Below are 17,804 nucleotides of genomic sequence, written 5' to 3' on the forward strand. Positions count from 1 at the left end.
GCCGGATCGCTCTCGGATCGAATGGTGAAGACGTTGAATGGTTCCTCACCACTGAAACCGAGGATCACCGATCCGTTCGCCGAACCCGAACAGTTCTTCCCGTCCTCGGAACTGCTCTCGGCCATCAGCGGCCACTGCGTCGCCGATCATCCGATCACGCGCTGGTGCGTGGATCTGGTCGACATCCATCGTGACAGCGCCGCCGACGGCTGCGACGAACGACTCTCGGCCAAACGTCGCGCCGACATCATCCGCGATATCGACATGTGGACCAACCATCACGTGCCCCAGCATCTGAACGGTTCACGACTGCACACCGAGACCATCGGCGCGGTGATCGACAAGATCGCCAGGGCCTACACCCGGTTCCAGACCGAGATGTCGCGACACGCGCCTGGCGATCCCCGGGTGCACGGCGCGTGGCACTGCGTCGCCGAACTCGTCGTCGCCTATCGCGATCTGGCCGCCGAGGTGGTGCGAGGACAACGTCGCCTGCCCGACCGCTCCTCGGACTGACACCGCCCCGAACGGTCCGCGCTCGTCGTCGAAAACCCCCGGAAACGGCAAAAACCCCGCACCCTGAGGTGCGGGGTTCTACCGACTGCGTCGATCAGATCGCGCGGACGTCCTGGGCCTGCGGCCCCTTCTGTCCCTGCCCGACCTCGAACTCCACGCGCTGTCCTTCTTCGAGGGACTTGAATCCCGAGCCGGACACGGCGGAGTAATGAACGAAGACGTCAGGGCCGCCACCGTCTTGCGCGATAAAGCCGAAGCCCTTTTCGCTGTTGAACCACTTCACACTGCCTTGAGCCATTTGCTTACTTCATCTTTTCTGTAGGTGAGCCGAGCAAATCACACCGATAAGCTCGATCCCACTGCCTAACCATGCCACGGATTCACCGATAATGCTCGCTTTCTGTGAGCAAGGCGACAACCCGGCGAGGAGCGATCCGACCTGGACAGCGGGTTTCAGCCACCGTTCAGCCAACGCTGTTTCAATGCCCAGTGATTGTCCCACCACTGCCGCGTGACCTCGGGATCGGCTCCGGCGGCGGGCGGCGGGGACTCCCCGGGGAACAGGCCGTTTCCGTCGGGTTCGCCGACCTTCGACGGCGCGGGCGGCGCTTCGGGCGCCTGCTCCTCGGCGGGGGCCTGCGCCTCCTGCGGCGCCGATTCGGCCGGTTCCGGCTTGACGGTGGTGGTGGGTCGGGGCGGCGCGGTCGGGCGCGGATTGATCGGCACCGGCGGCACCGCGGGCGGTGGCATCGGGGCGGGTATCTGTTCCCTCTCCGCCGCCGCGGGGGTTTCCGGCGGCGCGACGGGTTCGATGGTGGGCGCCGCCGACACCGACGCCGCTGCCGACACCGAGGTCGACGGCACGGTGCCGGCGGGCGCGCTCGATTCGGCGACGACCTGCGCCGCCGGATGGTCGTCACCGATCTGGGCGACCGCGAATCCGGTGGCGCCGAGCACCGCGACTATCGCCGCCGCGATCAGGACGGGTCGGCGTAGCCCGGCGGCACTCGCGCCCGAGGCGCCCGGATCGGATTCCTCGATCTGTCCCGACGCGACCAGCGCCGCGCCGCGCGCCGCCATCGTCGCGGCCGCCGGCGCTTGGAGGACGGGCACTCCGAACCCTTTGTCGAAGGCGGCGGCGACCGCGGGGATCCCGGCGGCGGCGCCGCACAGCAGCACCGCCTCGGGCCGGGTCGACGGCGAATCACACTGACTGCGAATACGAATGACGGCGGCGTCGGCGGACTCGGCGCCCACGATGCCCGGCTGCCAGGTGTCCGAGGCCAGCACCTGCGCGCGGGCCGCGTCGACCACCACGAAGGAGGTGCGCCGATCCACGGTTTCCACGATCAGGACGGGGCCGTATTTCTCCTGCCCCGGCACCTCGCGCACCGCGGCGAGCAATGCCGAGCGCACCGAGACCAGCGACGCCGAACTCCAGCCGCCGGTCGACAGATTCGTCACCAGCGCGCGGCGTTCCTCGGCGGTGCGATAGACGACGGCGACGTTCTCGATCCGGATATCGGGCGCGACGGCGGCGACGATCCGGTCGAGTACCCCGGGAACCGCGTCGACACCGTCGGCGACCTGTTCCTCGATCGTGCGCAGAACCTTCTCCGGCGCACCGTCCTCCGGCGTACACGACACGAGTACCCCGCGAACCACTGTCTGTTCCGCGGATAGACCGACAGTTGCCCTCATGAAATACCTCGATTCGACAAACACTCTCGTAAGGAGTTCGCAGCGGGTACCCGAAACGATGGGCGCGTGGCGCGACGTTCTCGCAACGATCGGTCCGACCCGGGAGCTTCCATCGACGCCGGGCGATATCGAACACATATCGCCGAACCGATATCCACCCCAGAGCACCGGTTCGACGACACTGCGGATCGGCGGCCTGCAAGGTTGCAGCATATTGCCGCGAACACGGAATTTCTATCTCTACCTGCGACGAATGCGTTACGCGTGTCGAAATCGGGAACGCACCGGGCACACAGCAACGAATGCGTGCCACCGTCCCGGGCGCGGCGCGCGGCGACAGCGCGGACGCGAATCGATCGCCCCGACGCACATGTCGGTCACCGGATGTGACCTCGGCCACCCGGCGGATTCCGGCCGCGACGGGTCAGCAGCTACTTCCGGTGCACGCCGTGAGTACGCGCAGACGGCGGTCGAGCGCGGCGACGGTGTCGGCGTGTGCGGCACGGCCGTCCGCGGTTTTGATCAGATTCGTCAACTGGTACGGGTCCGCGGCGAGATCGTAGAGCTCGTATTCGCGCTCCGCGAGCGGGCGTTCGCGTTCGTACCAGCGCACATAGAGGTAGCGCTCGGTGCGGATACCGACCCAGGACGGCATGTCGAACGCGTAGATCGCCGGGGTGTCGGTGCCGGGGATCTGTTCCTGGGCGATGCCGTCGCGCCCTGACGCCCCCGCGCCGCCGTACTCGGCGGTGAAATCGGCGCGCCACCCGGTCGTGTCACCCGCGAGCGGACCCGCCAGCGAGCGGCCGTCGATCCGCGCCGGAAGCGCGATGCCCGCCCAGCCGAGAACGGTGGGCGCGAGGTCGACGGACAGCGCGAACGCGTCGGTGGTTCCCCGGCGAATTCCGGGACCGGCGATAGCGAGCGGAACGCGAACGGATTCCTCGTACGGCGCCATCTTCTGGGTGAGCCGGTGTGCGCCGAGGCTGTATCCGTTGTCGGAGGTGAAGATCAGATAGGTGTTGTCGAGGGTTCCGGTCGCGGCGAGGGTGTCCACGATCGCGGCCACCATCTCGTCCAGCGCTTTCAACGAACCGAGCCGATTGGTGTAGTCCACGTCGTTGGTCGCCGCGATGGTCGCGGCGCGCACACCCGCGGTGTCGATCAGCCATTCGGGTTTGTCGGAGACGTCGGCCTCCTGGTAGTTCGGCGAGCGCGGCGCGGCCGTCGGGACCGTCTCGGCGAGGTGGCGCGGCGCGGGCGGAATCGGGAAGTGCGGGGCCGTCGAGGCGGCGTACCAGAAGAACGGTTTCGCGGACGCAGCGGCGTCGGTGATGAACCGCACCGATTTGTCCCGGATCACGTCGGTTTGGTAATCCTTCGGCGCGACACCGTATTTCACGAAGGTGCCGTTCTCGTTGAGGGTGTAGTTGTAACCGGCGTAGAGGAAGTTGTCCACGCCCGCGTTCCAGTCGTCCCAGCCGGGCGGGATGTGGCCGGGATCGTGTTCGAGGCCGTTGAGGTACTTGCCCGCCATGCCGGTCCGATATCCGGCGTCGTGCAGATGGGTGGCGATGGTGTGGGATTCGTTGCCGTTGTCACGGAAGGTCTCGAATCCGCCGACCTCGCCCGCGTTGGTGAGCACGCCGGTGTTGTGCCCGTACTCGCCCGTCAGGATCGACGCGCGCGCCGCGCAGCAGATCGGCATCGGCGCGAACCCGTCGGTGAATTCCATTCCGCGGTCACGGATCAGCGCCGCGGTCCGCGGCATGGCCTGCCAGACCGGCGTGGACGTCGTGTCCAGATCGTCGGCGAGGATCATGACGATATTAGGACGCCCGTCTTCGGGCGTGTCGGCGGTCGAGGTGCCGGGAAGCCACACCAGCGCGGACAGCAGCAGGATCGCCGCCGACAGCACGCGACCACGCGAAGGACCATGATTCATCGAATGCTCCTGCCGGACGGGGCGACGGTCCCGCAGAGTATCCATCACGACGGCCCTTGGGAACCGGGCGGTCGGCATTCGACACGCGGAGGCCGCGATCGCCCGGTAGTGGCACCGGGCGATCGCGGCACGGTGGGCCGGTTCGTGCTCGAATATCCGGCGACGTTCCAGCACCGACACCGCCCGATCGCGGTCAGGTGTCGGCGCCGCCGGTGTGGCCCGCGAGCAACTGACCGAAAGGGGTGACCGCCGCGAGCGAATTGCCCGAGGTCCGCCGTCGCGGTGGCGCTTCCGGCAGAAAACCCGAGACCCCGGTCGGCGCGGCGACGACCAACGTCGCGAATTCGGCCGCCGCCCGACGCACACGTTCGGCAAGGCCCGACGACCCGAAATCCGCTGTCGCCGCGAAGACGCCGGTGGGCGGGACGACGGCGCGCAGGTAGGTGAACAGCGGACGCATCGAATAGTCGAGCATCAGCGAATGCCGCGCCGTTCCGGCCGTCGCCGCGATCAGCACCGGCATCGCGTTGAGCGCGTCCGGATCGAGCACGTCGACGAACATCTTGAACAGACCGCTGTAGCTCGAGGCGAACACCGGTGTGACGGCGATGATCCCGTCGGCATCGGACACCCGCTGCCGAGCCGCCGCCACGGCGGGCGTCGGCAGCCCGCCCGTGGTCATGGTGGTGGCGAGATCGGTGGCGAGTTCCCGCAATTCGATGACTTCGATGTCGACGCTCTCTCCCCGTCCGCCCACCGCCGCGGTGACGGCGGCGGCGAGCTGATCGGCGAGCAGACGCGTCGACGAGGGCTGAGAGAGACCCGCGCTGAGAACGACGATGCTGCGGCTCATGATTACTCGCTCTCCGATTCTGCCGAAACCTGTTCGCGGGCCGAGACCACCAGGTGGTGTGGGCTGTCCGGACCGGCGGCCACCAGCGTTTCGTGGGTCGGCGGGTCGCTGGGCACGTGGGCGGGCCTGCGCGATTCGAATTCCTTGCGCAGGACCGGGACCACCTCGCGGCCGAGGATCTCGATCTGGTCGAGCACCACCTCGATCGGCAGTCCGGCGTGATCCATCAGGAACAGCTGGCGCTGGTAGTCGCCGACGTAATCGGCGAAACCGAGGGTGCGTTCGATGACCTGTTCCGGTGTGCCGACGGTCAGCGGGGTCAGTTCGGTGAATTCCTCCATCGACGGCCCGTGCCCGTAGACCGGCGCGTTGTCGAAGTAGGGGCGGAAGTACTTCTTCGCCGCCGCCTCGGTCTCGCCCATGAACACCTGACCGCCGAGCCCGACGATCGCCTGATCGGCGGAGCCGTGACCGTAGTGCTCGAAGCGCTGTCGGTAGAGGCGCACCATCTGCTCGGTGTGCTCCTTGTTCCAGAAGATGTTGTTGTGGAAGAAGCCGTCACCGTAGAAGGCGGCCTGTTCGGCGATCTCCGGCGAGCGGATCGAACCGTGCCAGACGAACGGGGGTGTGCCGTGCAGCGGCGCAGGTGTCGCGGTGAAACCTTGCAGCGGGCCGCGGTACTTGCCTTCCCAGTCGACACGGGATTCGCGCCACAGGCGACGCAGCAGGTGATAGTTCTCGACGGCGAGCGGGACTCCGTCGCGGATGTCCTTGCCGAACCACGGGTAGACCGGTCCGGTATTGCCGCGGCCGAGCATCAGATCGGTGCGTCCGTCCGACAGGTGCTGCAACATCGCGAAATCCTCGGCGATCTTCACCGGGTCGTTCGTGGTGATGAGGGTGGTCGCGGTGGACAGGATCAGCCGTTGCGTGCGCGCGGCCAGATAGCCGAGCATGGTGGTCGGCGAGGACGGTACGAACGGCGGATTGTGGTGTTCCCCGGTCGCGAAGACGTCGAGGCCGACTTCCTCGGCCTTCTCACCGATCGCGATCATCGCCTTGATCCGCTCGGCCTCGCTCGGCGTCCGGCCCGTGACCGGGTCCGTGGTGAGGTCACCGACGGTGAAGATTCCGAATTGCACGGGGCCCTCCTGGGGTCGAGATCCATACTTTGTTGACTTGGCAACCAAATTAACAGCAGGTGCCCGATACGTATTCCCCGAGTCCACGACGCGCGTATGAGCCGTCCGCGGTCCTCGTCACACCCGTCCGGCCGTCGGTGCCGCTCGGGCAGGTGGGACTCAGATGGTCTGGGCGGCGTCGGCCTCGATCAGCGTCCGCAGGAACGCGGCGGGAACCTCCGGCCAGGTCGGATCCCACCGGCCCGCCAACTGGTCCTCGTACAGGGCGGCCAGCGTCGCGAGGACATGCGGACCGCCGTCGAGCAGGTAGCGGACCGACCCGAGTTCGGCGCACTGGGCGCTCACGGTGGCGAGCAACTTCTTCGCGGCGTCCACGCGGCCGTCGGCGGCCAGGCAGGCCACCAGCAGACGACGGGCCTTGAGCAGTTCGCGCGGCCGGTGCAGCGATTCGAGCCGGTCCACCCATTCCTGGGCCCACGTGCGCGCCAGCGCGGTACTCGACGCGGACTCCTCGGCGAGCAGCAGTCTGATAGCGGTGAATTCCTCGTACAGGACGGTGAATTCGTCGATCGGGTCGACGGGCGTGCGGCGATGTGCGTGATCGACGACGGGCAGTCCGCCGAATTCTGGATGCGGGGGCAGGCCGAGGCGCAACCGCTCGTTCTCCACCTCGGCGCGCAGTCGAGGCAGCGACATCGCGCGGGCCACCCGCGCGCCCTCGTTCAGCCGCCTGACCGCGGCGGCCCGGTCACCGAGCAGGGCCTTGATGCGGGCTCCCACCACGTAGCGGGCGAGTTTGAAATCGACGACGCCCGCGTCCGGGCCCAATTTGTAGCCCTCGTCGAGATATCGCTCCGCCGTGACGATCTCACCGCGCTCGTAGAGCAGTTCGCCCAGCAGGGAACCGGCGAGCCTGGCGCCGTAGGAATGGCTGCCGCCGGACCGCTTGGCGATTTTCATGGCCTTGCGGAAATAGTCCTCGGCGCGCACCAGATCCAGTTGCAGGCTCGCGGCCAGCCCGAGGAAACACAGCCCGTGCACGGTGTTGTAGAAACCCCTGTTGCGCCGGGTGTAAGGGGCCGCCCACCGGTGCAACCGCAGCGCCTCCTCGAAATCGCAGCGGTAGCCCGCCGCCAGACTCGCCACATTGGCCGCGACGGCGACCACGTACGGCGACAGTTCGTCGGCGCGGTGGAAACACGGCGCGAGCCGGTCTTCGATGCCGACGAGCACATCGGCGCGAATCGTCACCACCGCGTGCAGAACCCCGGCCTCGGCGCGCAGACGCGCGATCGTGTCGTAGTCCGCGTCGAGCTGATCCAGACGCATTTCGGCCTGCCGCAGCGCCTGTTCGGCGGGTGCGGCGCGATGCAGCAGGATATTGGCCCACGCGAGATTCAACTGGAGTCGCGGACGGGTCTCGACCGCGGTCGCCGGGAGTTTGGCGATCAGGGCGATCAGACTGGAGAACTGCCCGTACTCGAGCAACGACATGCCGTCCCGCTCGACGATCTCGACCGCGCGCGACTCGTCACCGGCGAGCAGCGAATGGTCGACCGCCTCGCTGACGTGCCGGTGTTCGGCGAGCCAGCGCGAGGCCACGCGATGCAGTTCGCCGATCCGCTCGGGCCGGTCGCGTTCGAGCCGCTGCCGCAGGAAATCCTGGAACAGGTGGTGGTACCGGAACCACTGTCCGTCCTCGAGTTTGCGCAGGAACAGGTCCTGCTGCTCGATGCTGTCCAGCATCGCCTGCCCGTCGGCCACCCCGGTCAGCGCCGCGGCCAGTTCACCGCAGATGCGCTCGGTGAGCGAGGTCGCGACCATGAATTCGAGCGTGCCCGGTTCGAGTGTGTCCAGCACGTTCTCCACCAGGAACGCGCTGATGGCGTGATGACGACCGGTCAGATGTCTGATCAACTCGCCCGGATCGGCGCTGCCGCGCAGTGACAATGCCGCGAGTTGCAGCGCCGCGACCCACCCTTCGGTCGATTCGGCGAGATCCTCGACATCACCGAGATCCAGGTCGAGTCCGCCGATGTCGACGAGCAGCGTGTGCACCTCGTCGACCTCGAAACGCAGTGCGGTGGGCCCGATCTCGACCAGTTCGTCGCGCGAGCGCAGCGAACTCATCGGCAAACCGGTCTGTCGACGGCTGGTGACCACGACGCGCAGCGCGGGACTGCAACTCTCGAGCAGATACCGCAGCGCCCGCGCGGTCGCCGGATCGCTCACCCGGTCCCAGTCGTCGATGACGACGACCAATTGCTCACCACCGCTGTCGATGTCGTTGACCAGTGAGGTCAGCACGTAGCGCTCGGCCTCGTCGCCGTGTTCCTCGAGCAGTACGCCGAGTTCGCGTGCCAGCGAAGGCCGCACCGCCCGGATGGCTTCGACGAGATGGGACAGGAACCAGACGACGGTGTTGTCGTCGTGGTCCACCGTGAGCCAGGCCACCGCGACCCCCTCGGCGGTGAGCGCGGCACACCATTGCGCGGCCAACGTGGTCTTGCCGAATCCGGTGGGGCCGTGGATGATCGCGAGCCTGCGGTCGCCGCCCCGGCGCAGCAGCTCGATCAGGCGCGGGCGCTCGACGAGCGGGCGGGTCGCCGCGGGCGGACGCAATCGGGTGGCGGGCACGGGCGGTGTCATCGCCGGGGGGGAATGCGGCCCCGAGGTGCGCCGTCTGCGCTGTGCCGTCGTGGTCAGCGCGAGGCGCCCTCCCGTGGGTTCGACAGTGGGCAGCGGCAGCGGCATGTCGTCGGCGGGCAGACCGTGCCGGTCCTGGATCTCGCGCAACAATTCGCCGAATTCCGCGGCGGTGGCCGGTCGTTCGCCCGGCTCGCGGGCCATGGCGGTCTCGATCGCGGCGGTGACGTCGGCGGGCAGTCCGGCCTCACCGAGATCGGGAATCGGATGCCGGGTGATGCGCAGGAACTGCGCGACCAACTGTTCCCCGCTGCGCCGCTCGAAGACCGCGTGGCCGGTGCTCGCGCAGAACAGGGTCGAGGCGAGACTGTAGATATCGGCGGTGGCGTCGGGAACATGTCCCTGCAATACCTCGGGCGCGGTGAAGGCGGGCGAGCCGGTGATGGTGCCCGCCGTGGTCCGGAATCCGCCCGAGAGCCTGGCGATGCCGAAATCGGCGAGTTGCGGCTCACCGTATTCGGTCAGCAGGATATTGCCCGGTTTCACGTCGCGGTGCAGCATGCCGCGACGATGGGCCGTCTCCAGCGCGCCCGCGATCTTGACCCCGATCCGCAGGGCGTCCTGCCAGCCGAGCGGGCCGTGCTCCTGGATCCTGGTGTCGAGCGAACCGTGCGAGTGGTACGGCATCACGATGTAGGGCCGACCGGTCGCGGTCGATCCGACTTCGAAGACGCTCACGATATTCGGGTGGCCGGACAGTTTTCCCATCGCGAGTTGTTCGCGGACGAACCGCTCCAGATTCTCGGATTCGAGGTCGGCGGTGAGCACCTTGATCGCCACCGCGCGGCCGAGCGCGGCCTGGAGACATCGGTACACCACGCCGAATCCGCCACGGCCGATCTCGGTGGCCTCGGCGAATCCGGCCGCGACGAGTTCCGCCGCGAACCCTGACGTCGAGTCGCGTTGCGTGGAGAGTGGATCGATATTCGCCACGACGACCCCGATACAACAATCGACCTGTTCTTCGAGCATATTCCCGTCACGGCCGTCGCGCGCGGTGCGGCGGCGCGCCGGGTGAGCTCCGTACCAGCGTGTCCCACCTCGAGGTGCCCGACAACCGTTGCGCGCAGCCGGATCCGATACCGCTACTCGTGAGCGAACCGGCACGGTGGCGACCGTCCGGAATATTTCGGACCGTCGCGGGCATATGGTCGGAATATGACGAGCAATCCGTTCTTCGCGCCGAGCACGCTCCCCTATCAGCTGCCTCCGTTCGCGGAGATACGGGAGGAGCACTACCTGCCCGCGTTCGAGCGCGGTATGGCCGAGCAGCTCGCCGAGATCGCCGCGATCACCTCGGGTCCGGCCACGCCGACCTTCGCCGACACCGTGGTCGCGCTGGAACGTTCCGGCGCGCTGCTCACGCGCGTCGCCAACGCGTTCTTCACCATCGCCGCCTCCGATTCGACCGACGCCACCAAGGCGATCGAGGCCGATATCGCGCCGCGCCTGGCCGCGCACCGGGATGCGATCTACCTGGACCCGGCCCTGTTCGCCCGGATCGAGACGCTCTACGAACGTCGCGGCGAAGTCGAGGGCCACGGCGACCCCGAAGATCTCCGCTTGCTCGAGCAGTACCGCGTTCGATTCGTGCGCGCGGGCGCGCGACTGGACGCCGAGGGACAGGCGCGACTGCGCGAACTCAACGCCGAACTGGCCTCGGCGGCCACCGAATTCGGACAGAATCTGCTCGAGTCGACCAACGCGGCCGCGCTGGTACTCGACCGCGAGGACGAACTGGCCGGTCTGACCGCGGCGGCGGTGACGGCCGCGGCCCGCAACGCCCGTGATCTGGGATACGACGGGGCATGGGCGCTGCGGTTGCAGAACGTGTCGAATCAGCCGGTCCTCGCGGAACTGGCCGACCGGGATGTACGCCGCCGAGTGATGAACGCCTCACTGAGCCGTGGCTTCGACGAGGACACCAACGGCGTTCTCGCCGTGCGGATCGCCGCACTGCGGGCCGAGCGCGCGGCACTGCTCGGCTTCGCCGATCACGCGGCGTACGCGGTCCAGGATCAGACCGCGAAGACCCCGGAGGCCGTCGAGGAGATGCTCGGGCGGCTCGTCGGGCCCGCGGTGGCCAATGCCGACCGCGAGGCGCGAGAGTTGGCCGAGGCGATGCGCGGTGCGGGCGCGGAGGCAGAACTGCGCGCCTGGGATTGGCAGTACTGGTCCGAGCGGGTTCGGGCCGAACGCTTCTCGGTCGACGCCGAGGCCTTGCGGCCCTATTTCGAACTGGAACGCGTCCTGATCGACGGTGTGTTCCACGCCGCGGGGCTGGTATTCGGAATCACCCTGCGCGAGCGGACCGATCTGGTCGGCTACCACCCTGATGTGCGGGTCTTCGAGGTATTCGACGCCGACGGCGGCGCCCTCGGCCTTTTCCTCGGCGATTTCTTCGCCAGGCCGTCCAAACGCGGCGGGGCGTGGATGAGTGAACTCGTCGCGCAGTCCACGCTGCTCGGAACGCGCGCGGTGGTGGTGAACAACCTGAATATCGCGAAACCACCGGCGGGTACGCCCGCGTTGCTCAGCTGGGACAACGTGCGGACGCTGTTCCACGAGTTCGGGCACGCACTGCACGGGCTGTTCTCGGATGTGCGCTACCCGTTCTTCGCCGGTACCGAGGTGCCGCGCGATTTCGTGGAATTCCCCTCGCAGGTCAACGAGATGTGGATGTCGCGCCCGGAAGTGCTGGCCAACTACACCCGCCACGTCGAGACCGGCGAGCCGATGCCCGCCGAACTCCTCGAACGGATGGAGGCCGCCGAACGGTTCGGGACCGGTTTCCGGACGGTGGAGTATCTGGGCGCGACGCTGTTGGACTGGGCCTGGCACCGGGTGCCGAATCCGGAGGCGCTGGCGGGAACCGACGCGGCGGCGTTCGAGGAGGAAGCACTGCGCAAAGCCGGACTCGCCATCGCCGCGATTCCACCGAGGTACCGGACGGGTTACTTCGCTCACATCTTCTCCGGTGGCTACGCGGCGGGCTACTACTCCTACATCTGGAGCGAAGTGCTCGACGCCGACACCGTCGCGTGGTTCGAGGACGGGTCGGCGTCGATCAGGGAGAAGGGCGAGATCTTCCGTCGCGCGCTGCTGGCCAGGGGTGGCTCGGTCGATCCGCTGGCGGCCTTCGAGAGTTTCCGCGGCCGGGCCCCCGATATCGAGCCGCTGCTGGCCAGGCGTGGTCTGAGCGGCTGAGCCCCGCGCGGGAATTTTTCGCCTTGCCTTGACGTCGAGGTCAATGTCTAGCGTCGATGTCGGGCATCGGGATGCCTCGCCAGGGAAGGACTCACGGATGCGTATCGGAGAGCTGGCCCGGCGCTCGGCGACCACCACGCGCGCGCTGCGGTACTACGAATCGCGCGGATTGCTCAGCGCGCGGCGCGACGACAGCGGCTACCGGGTCTACGACGAGGACGATCTGCTGGTCCTGCGCCAGATCCGGACCCTTCAGGACTGCGGATTCGACCTGGAGGAGATCAGGCCGTTCGTGGAATGCCTCAGGGCCGGATTCCCCACCGGCGATTCCTGTCCGGCGTCGTCGGAGGTCTACCGCAGGAAGCTCGGCGAACTCGACGACAGGATCGCGCGATTGCGCGATGTCAGGGAGTGGATTCGCACCCGGTTGGACGCGCCGGGGGAACCGACTGTGGACCGACGGCCCGCCGCGCCGCCGAAATGCGAACTCACCCCGATCGGTCTGCGTCCGGGCGCGTAGCACCTCGTCGCCGACACCCCCGGCGGGCCCCCGCGCCGGGAGCCCGGTCGATTCGCGAGAAAGCGAGGGGTTAAATTATTCGGGTGACGAGGGCATCCGTAGCGACGACGGCAGGGGCAAGGCGAACGGCGGACGGAACGGCGGTGCCATTCCGGGATGCGACGGTGGCGTGGGCGCTCGCGGCCCATGCGGTGCTGTCCGAAACCGCCACCGGCTACGGACATTTCATCACCGTCAACGAATTGGCCGAGCAGGTGCAGGAGACCTCGGGAGTCCAGACCGAGGCACCGACCCGCACCTGGATCGACGCCATCCTGCGCAAGGTGGCGCGACGCTGCCACCGCGCGGGCGAGCCGCCGCTGACCGCGCTGTGCGTGCGGCAGAACCAGACCGTCGGTGACGCCTACCGCTACGTCCTGGAACTGGCCGGGCTCCCGATCCCGGACGATCTCGAATTGCACGCCGCCTACGCGCGCTGGCAGTGCTACCAGCATTTCGGCGCCGGTATGCCCGCCGACGGCGCCGTCCCGCCGCTCACCCCCAAGGTGGCGGCCCGCAGGCGGATGACGACGATGACGGCGCCCGCCGCCGAGGCCACGAGCCCGGCCCAGACGGCGCAGCCGGAACCGCCGCAGGAGGAGACCGCTCAGCCGACCCGTCAGCGCGTCTGCGGAGAGTGTTTCATTCAACTGCCCGCCAGTGGCGTGTGTCACTACTGCTGAATCGACACGATTCCGACCGGTCGCCACGCCGAGGCGGTCTTTGCAATACCGGCGGTCGTTATCCAGGCTTGGCGCCATGGCCGCCGATTGCCCGACCTGCTCATGGCCCGCACCGATGTATGTGTCGTCGCACGGCTCGGTCCGCTATCTGCGATGTGTGTGCGGGCAGTGGCTCGCCGCGCATCGCGGCGGTGTCAGCCCGGTTTCCGGACTCGGAACCGGTACGGCGCCCGCCGCCCAACATCTGGAACTGATCCCGTTCCCGGAGGAGTAGCCGAGAACGGGCGATTCAGCGCAGACGCTCCGATTTGTCCGAAGTGGATCCGCCGCACCGTTCGTCGATCGAGTCGAGCAGCGGCGCAAGGGAATCCAGCGATCTGCGCACGTCGATGACGAGCGTTTCCGCGGCCGCTCGCATGGCCGCCGCGGTGTCGGAGTCGCCGCGCAGTTCGGCCAGATCGGCCAGCAGACCGTCCATCGGACCGAAAGTGGTGACACCGCTGTCCAATCCGATGAAGGTGCCGGAATGCGGACGCAACGCGTCGTAGATCTCGCCCGCCGCGTCCATCTCACCGAGCGCCACCGCCGCGTACCCGCGAAACGCGGACATCACCTGCCAGTGGAAACCGTCGGCGACCCGGTCGTATTCGCGAAATATCGCGCGGGCCCGGACGGAATCGCCCGCGTGGATCAGCGCGAGGACGTAGAGCTGGGCGACCAGCTCCGGTTCCGCCACGAACCACCGTGCCACCCGGTTCAGCACGACCGACAGGTCACCGCGCGCCCACGCGATGGTGACCGCGCCCGTCATGCGGATCGCCTCCTCGTCGGTGATCCCGGTTCTGGTCGTGGCCGCGCCGAAACGTCGATAGTCGGATTCGGCGGCGCTCAGCTCACCGCGCAGCACCCGCACCACCGCGGGGAAGGCGATCAACTGGCAGAGCAACTGCTGGGATTCGCCGCGAATCGCGCATTCGAGCGCACGCACAGCATGTCTGGTCGCCTCGGCGAGGTCGACGTCGCGGCAGGCCACCCGGAAGCGCATGTAGTGGGCCAGCGCCTGGTAGTCCAGCGACCGCGCGTCCAGCGATACGCGCAGCAGATCGTCGGCGAGGACGCGCCACCGATCCAGCCGCGCCGATCCCACCGTGGTGTACGCGACGGCATTGAGCGCGGCACAGAACAATTCGAGGTCACCGCTGTCCTGGGCCGTCGCCAATGCCCGTGCGGCCCGCTGACGCGCCGAATCGATGCCGACGCCCGTCGGGGTCTCGAAGACGAGGGCGACGAGCAACCACGCCTCGTCGTGACGCGAGTTCTCCCGCGCGATGGCCGAGGCCAAGGCGTCGCGCACCCGGCTGTCACGCGGATACCAGTCCCGGATGCCGTGCACCACCGGCGCGCGCCAGCAGGTCAGCGCGCGGACCACCTGATCGTGGCCGGACAGACTCTCGGCCAGGCCGAGCGCCCGTTCCTGGACCGCCCTGGCCGCGCGGACCCGACCGTCCAACGCGAGCGCGTTGGTGAAGGCGCACAGCGTGTCGAGCAAACTCTCCCGTTCGGCCCGCGCGGCCGAACTCATGGTGTGGTCGGCCAATTCGTGCAATCCGACCGCGGCCCGCCACCACCGCGTCGCGTCGCCGCGCATGCCGAGACTGTCGCAGATCCGCGCTGCGGCGGTGACGTGTTCCAGGGCGTGACGCGCGGTGGTCCTGGTCGCCCCGCGCGCCGAGTGATACGCCAGCGCGGTGGCCTCGCGCAGGTCCGCTCCGCCGCCCGGCTCACGACTCTCCATGAGCGCCAGCGCGTTCCAGTGCATCCGACTGCGGCGCAGCGGCGGAATGCTGTCGTAGACCGAATCCTGGATCAGCGGGTGGTCGGGCATGATCCGGCCGCATCCGTCGAAGGTGACGAGGTCGGCGGCCGCCGCGGTGTCGATGAGGTCGACCAGACTTTCCTCGGGGACGCCCGACAACTCGGCGAGGGTGTCGATATCGACCGCCCTGCCCCACACGGCCAGATGTTGCAGTACCGCGAGCACGCCCGCGGGCAAACGCTCGATCCGTTCGATCAGCACCGCGCGGATACTCTCCGGCAGACCGACCAGATCCCCCCGCGCTGCAAGCAATTTCGACAATTCCCGGATGAAGAGCGGATTGCCGCCGGTACGTCTATGCAGCACGCGCAAGGTCTCGTCGTCGATCGAGGCCAGACCGACCTGACGGGTGATCTCACGCGTCCCGGCGAGGTCGAGCCCGGACAGCTGCACCCGTTCGGTGGTCCGGTCCGCGATCGCCGCCTCGGTGGCCCGCAACAGCGGTGTCAGTTCCGAACCGCGCACCGTCATCACGATCAGGACCGGCTCCCGGTGCAGCCAGGTCGCCAGCTGCCGAAGGACCTGTAGGGTCGCGGCTTCGGCACGGTGCGCGTCCTCCAGCACGATGGCGACCGGTCCCCCGCCCGCGAGTTCACGGCACCTCGACGCGACCGCCTGGGCGATGGTGAACGGATCTATCGGCCCCTGCCTGGATTCGGCGGGGTCGGGCGCGCCGCCGAGTTCGGCAAGGATCTCCGTCCACACCCACGCGGGCGGCGCGCCGTCGATCTCCGGGCATTGCCCCGAGGCGGTCGTCCACCCCTCGGCGGCCAGACCGCCGAGCACTCCCGCCACGAGCGCCGTTTTCCCCGTACCGGATTCACCCATCAACCAGATGACACGCAGGCCGTCCGCCCGCGTCTCGGTCGCTGTCGCCTGAATGGCCGCGCGTTGGCGCGGATAGAAGACGGCGGCGGTCGCGACGGTGGCCCTACCGGGCCTGATACCGGCTCCCACCTGCGGATTCCGCAGGGAGATCGAATTATCGGCGCCGACATCGCGATGGAACTCCAGCGATTGATTGAGGATGGCCGACTCGAGGTCGTTCAGCCGCTGGCCCGGGTCGATCCCGAATTCGGATCGCAGAAACTCACGGGTGCGGCGCAGTGTCGCCAGCGCTTCCACCTGCTGACCGACACGGTATTGGGCGGAAGCGAGCAGTCGCGCGCTCTCTTCACGTCCGGGATTTTCCTCGACCTGCTGTCGCATAACCGCGATCACTTCGCCGACGCGACCGAGTTCCAGCGCGGCTTCGGCCCGCATCTCGGTCGCCGAAATTCTCAGATCGGTCAGCCGCGTTACCTCGGCTGTGGCCCATGAGGCGCCTGGGAAAGATTCGAAGGCATTGCCGCGCCAGCAATTCAATGCCTCGTCGAGCATCCGATACCGCTCGCCCGCCGTCGGACGGTCGTTCACGCTGTGCGCCTTTAGCTGATACAGCCGCAGCAACTCCTCGAATCGCCACGCGTCGACACTGCCCGCGTCCAATCGCAACGCGTATCCACCCGCCTCGGAGACGAGGATCCTGGCGGGCGTGCGCGGTCTTCGCGTGGGTTCGAGAACCCTTCTGAGATTATGTATTTGAACTTGTAGAACAGCGGCGGCCTGGGCCGGCGGCGCACCGTCCCAGACATCCTCGGCCAGTCTGTCGACCGCGATCGTTTTCCCACCTGCGAGGACAAGGCGACCGAGTACGGCTTGCTGCCGTCCCGTTCCGATACGGGCTGCGTGGCCATCCAATGAGACTCGCAGCGGGCCGAACACTCGAACCTGTAGCTCCGTCATGGCACGACGCCCCTCCAACCGCCGGATATTCGAAAAACTACCGTTTAGTTTGCATGATTGTCCGTCAAATTACCTGTGAGTACCAGAATTTACAAACGGTAGTGATCCGGATGTGTCGGCAAACACGTTGCTACACAAGAACACCTACCGCCGGATCGGAACCAGCCATATAGCGGACGGACTGCGCGACGGCGCCGAGATGATCCACCAATACATGACACATCGCGTTTTTTCGGCCGCGCCCGGATCCGCCGAGCCCTCGGATCCCGAACACCCGAGGAATACCGATACTCTATTCATGCGCCACCCGGATCACGGTCGGGCAAGATATCACGAAACGGTATCGAACCATGATGGAAGCCGAATGGAAGTGGCGCGGAAGGCATCTGGAAGCGCGCCGTCGGATAATTGGCCGGAACACATTTCCTCGACTCAGGAGTTCCCATGATGGATTCGTCCGACGTACGTACCGCGCAGCCGCTCGTCGCTCCGGACCGTGCCGCCATCCTCGCGGGTCTGCTCGGACTGGCCGAGCAGACGGTGGCACTCACCGATCGCCTGCTCGGCTACGCCGCACCCGTCGACACCACGCAGGCCGAAGGGGCGGCCGAGGCGGGAGAACCGGCGCGCACCGGCCTCTATCGCGACTGCGATGGGGATATCTGGCAGAAGACGACCGTCGGCTGGCGGCTGTGCCTGCAACGCGGCGTCGCCGTCGACAGCACCTCGGTGTGGGAGTGGATGGACGGGCACGTCCGCGATTACGGACCGTTCGTCCCGCTCGCCGCGGTCTGATCCCGACGCGCGTCCGCGACCGGGGGCGCCGGAACC

General features: G+C 67.8%; 13 protein-coding genes and 1 pseudogene. 6 read left to right on the forward strand and 8 right to left on the reverse strand.

Annotation, left to right across the window (positions count from 1 at the left end; all coding sequences use genetic code 11):
• Nucleotides 1–24: 24 nt before the first annotated feature.
• Entirely contained in the window at nt 25–516 is a 492-nt protein-coding gene (locus DAT37_RS04290; RefSeq protein WP_157978270.1) for a DUF4254 domain-containing protein, read from the forward strand.
• 94 nt (nt 517–610) lie between these two features.
• On the opposite strand, the gene DAT37_RS04295 is transcribed toward DAT37_RS04290, so the two are convergent.
• The 6 genes from DAT37_RS04295 to DAT37_RS04320 form a co-directional block, all read right to left on the reverse strand.
• Nucleotides 611–814 carry a cold-shock protein gene (locus DAT37_RS04295; protein WP_067523410.1) on the reverse strand — a complete coding sequence of 68 codons (204 nt, stop codon included), beginning with the start codon at nt 812–814 and terminating at the stop codon, nt 611–613.
• A gap of 155 nt (nt 815–969) precedes the next feature.
• Entirely contained in the window at nt 970–2,217 is a 1,248-nt protein-coding gene (locus DAT37_RS04300) for a hypothetical protein (RefSeq protein ID WP_157978271.1), read from the reverse strand.
• A gap of 424 nt (nt 2,218–2,641) precedes the next feature.
• Nucleotides 2,642–4,162, reverse strand: a complete 1,521-nt coding sequence (locus DAT37_RS04305) for a sulfatase family protein (RefSeq protein WP_232839512.1) — start codon at nt 4,160–4,162, stop codon at nt 2,642–2,644.
• Between the two features lie 193 nt (nt 4,163–4,355).
• Complete coding sequence (locus DAT37_RS04310) at nt 4,356–5,015, reverse strand: FMN reductase (protein WP_109523375.1); 660 nt, start codon at nt 5,013–5,015, stop codon at nt 4,356–4,358.
• A 2-nt stretch (nt 5,016–5,017) separates the two neighbouring features.
• Nucleotides 5,018–6,157, reverse strand: a complete 1,140-nt coding sequence (locus tag DAT37_RS04315) for an LLM class flavin-dependent oxidoreductase (protein ID WP_109523376.1) — start codon at nt 6,155–6,157, stop codon at nt 5,018–5,020.
• 159 nt (nt 6,158–6,316) lie between these two features.
• A complete protein-coding gene (locus DAT37_RS04320) occupies nt 6,317–9,796 on the reverse strand; it encodes a serine/threonine-protein kinase (protein ID WP_109523505.1) in 3,480 nt (1,159 codons plus the stop codon).
• Between the two features lie 225 nt (nt 9,797–10,021).
• Between DAT37_RS04320 and DAT37_RS04325 the strand changes: the two genes are divergently transcribed.
• The 4 genes from DAT37_RS04325 (at nt 10,022) to DAT37_RS04340 (ending at nt 13,586) form a co-directional block, all read left to right on the forward strand.
• Nucleotides 10,022–12,070, forward strand: coding sequence for a M3 family metallopeptidase (locus tag DAT37_RS04325; RefSeq protein ID WP_109523377.1), 2,049 nt, complete (start codon nt 10,022–10,024; stop codon nt 12,068–12,070).
• A 97-nt stretch (nt 12,071–12,167) separates the two neighbouring features.
• On the forward strand, nt 12,168–12,590 hold the full coding sequence (locus DAT37_RS04330) for a MerR family transcriptional regulator (protein WP_109523378.1): 423 nt from the start codon (nt 12,168–12,170) through the stop codon (nt 12,588–12,590).
• Between the two features lie 143 nt (nt 12,591–12,733).
• Entirely contained in the window at nt 12,734–13,312 is a 579-nt protein-coding gene (locus DAT37_RS04335; RefSeq protein WP_232839513.1) for a hypothetical protein, read from the forward strand.
• A 76-nt stretch (nt 13,313–13,388) separates the two neighbouring features.
• A complete protein-coding gene (locus DAT37_RS04340; protein WP_109523380.1) occupies nt 13,389–13,586 on the forward strand; it encodes a hypothetical protein in 198 nt (65 codons plus the stop codon).
• A gap of 15 nt (nt 13,587–13,601) precedes the next feature.
• Here the strand turns inward: DAT37_RS04340 and DAT37_RS04345 are convergent, their stop codons facing one another.
• Both DAT37_RS04345 and DAT37_RS46335 read right to left on the reverse strand, forming a co-directional pair.
• Nucleotides 13,602–16,682, reverse strand: a complete 3,081-nt coding sequence (locus DAT37_RS04345) for an ATP-binding protein (RefSeq protein ID WP_232839514.1) — start codon at nt 16,680–16,682, stop codon at nt 13,602–13,604.
• Between the two features lie 9 nt (nt 16,683–16,691).
• Nucleotides 16,692–16,973 (reverse strand): annotated as a pseudogene (locus DAT37_RS46335) (AfsR/SARP family transcriptional regulator); the annotation flags it as partial.
• 444 nt (nt 16,974–17,417) lie between these two features.
• Here DAT37_RS46335 and DAT37_RS04350 point away from each other — a divergent pair.
• Entirely contained in the window at nt 17,418–17,768 is a 351-nt protein-coding gene (locus DAT37_RS04350; protein WP_109523382.1) for a hypothetical protein, read from the forward strand.
• Nucleotides 17,769–17,804: the final 36 nt, after the last annotated feature.

Origin of the sequence: Nocardia aurea, assembly GCF_003123685.1 — a bacterium.
In the GTDB taxonomy this organism is placed as follows: Bacteria; Actinomycetota; Actinomycetes; order Mycobacteriales; family Mycobacteriaceae; genus Nocardia; species Nocardia aurea.

What these genes read in the sequence shown, in the direction of transcription:
- DAT37_RS04330 (WP_109523378.1), top strand. Translation starts at nt 12,168, where the DNA reads ATGCGTATCGGAGAGCTGGCCCGGCGCTCGGCGACCACCACGCGCGCG.
- DAT37_RS04295 (WP_067523410.1), bottom strand. Translation starts at nt 814, where the DNA reads ATGGCTCAAGGCAGTGTGAAGTGGTTCAACAGCGAAAAGGGCTTCGGC.
- DAT37_RS04340 (WP_109523380.1), top strand. Translation starts at nt 13,389, where the DNA reads ATGGCCGCCGATTGCCCGACCTGCTCATGGCCCGCACCGATGTATGTG.
- DAT37_RS04350 (WP_109523382.1), top strand. Translation starts at nt 17,418, where the DNA reads ATGATGGATTCGTCCGACGTACGTACCGCGCAGCCGCTCGTCGCTCCG.
- DAT37_RS04325 (WP_109523377.1), top strand. Translation starts at nt 10,022, where the DNA reads ATGACGAGCAATCCGTTCTTCGCGCCGAGCACGCTCCCCTATCAGCTG.
- DAT37_RS04300 (WP_157978271.1), bottom strand. Translation starts at nt 2,217, where the DNA reads ATGAGGGCAACTGTCGGTCTATCCGCGGAACAGACAGTGGTTCGCGGG.
- DAT37_RS04305 (WP_232839512.1), bottom strand. Translation starts at nt 4,162, where the DNA reads ATGAATCATGGTCCTTCGCGTGGTCGCGTGCTGTCGGCGGCGATCCTG.
- DAT37_RS04310 (WP_109523375.1), bottom strand. Translation starts at nt 5,015, where the DNA reads ATGAGCCGCAGCATCGTCGTTCTCAGCGCGGGTCTCTCTCAGCCCTCG.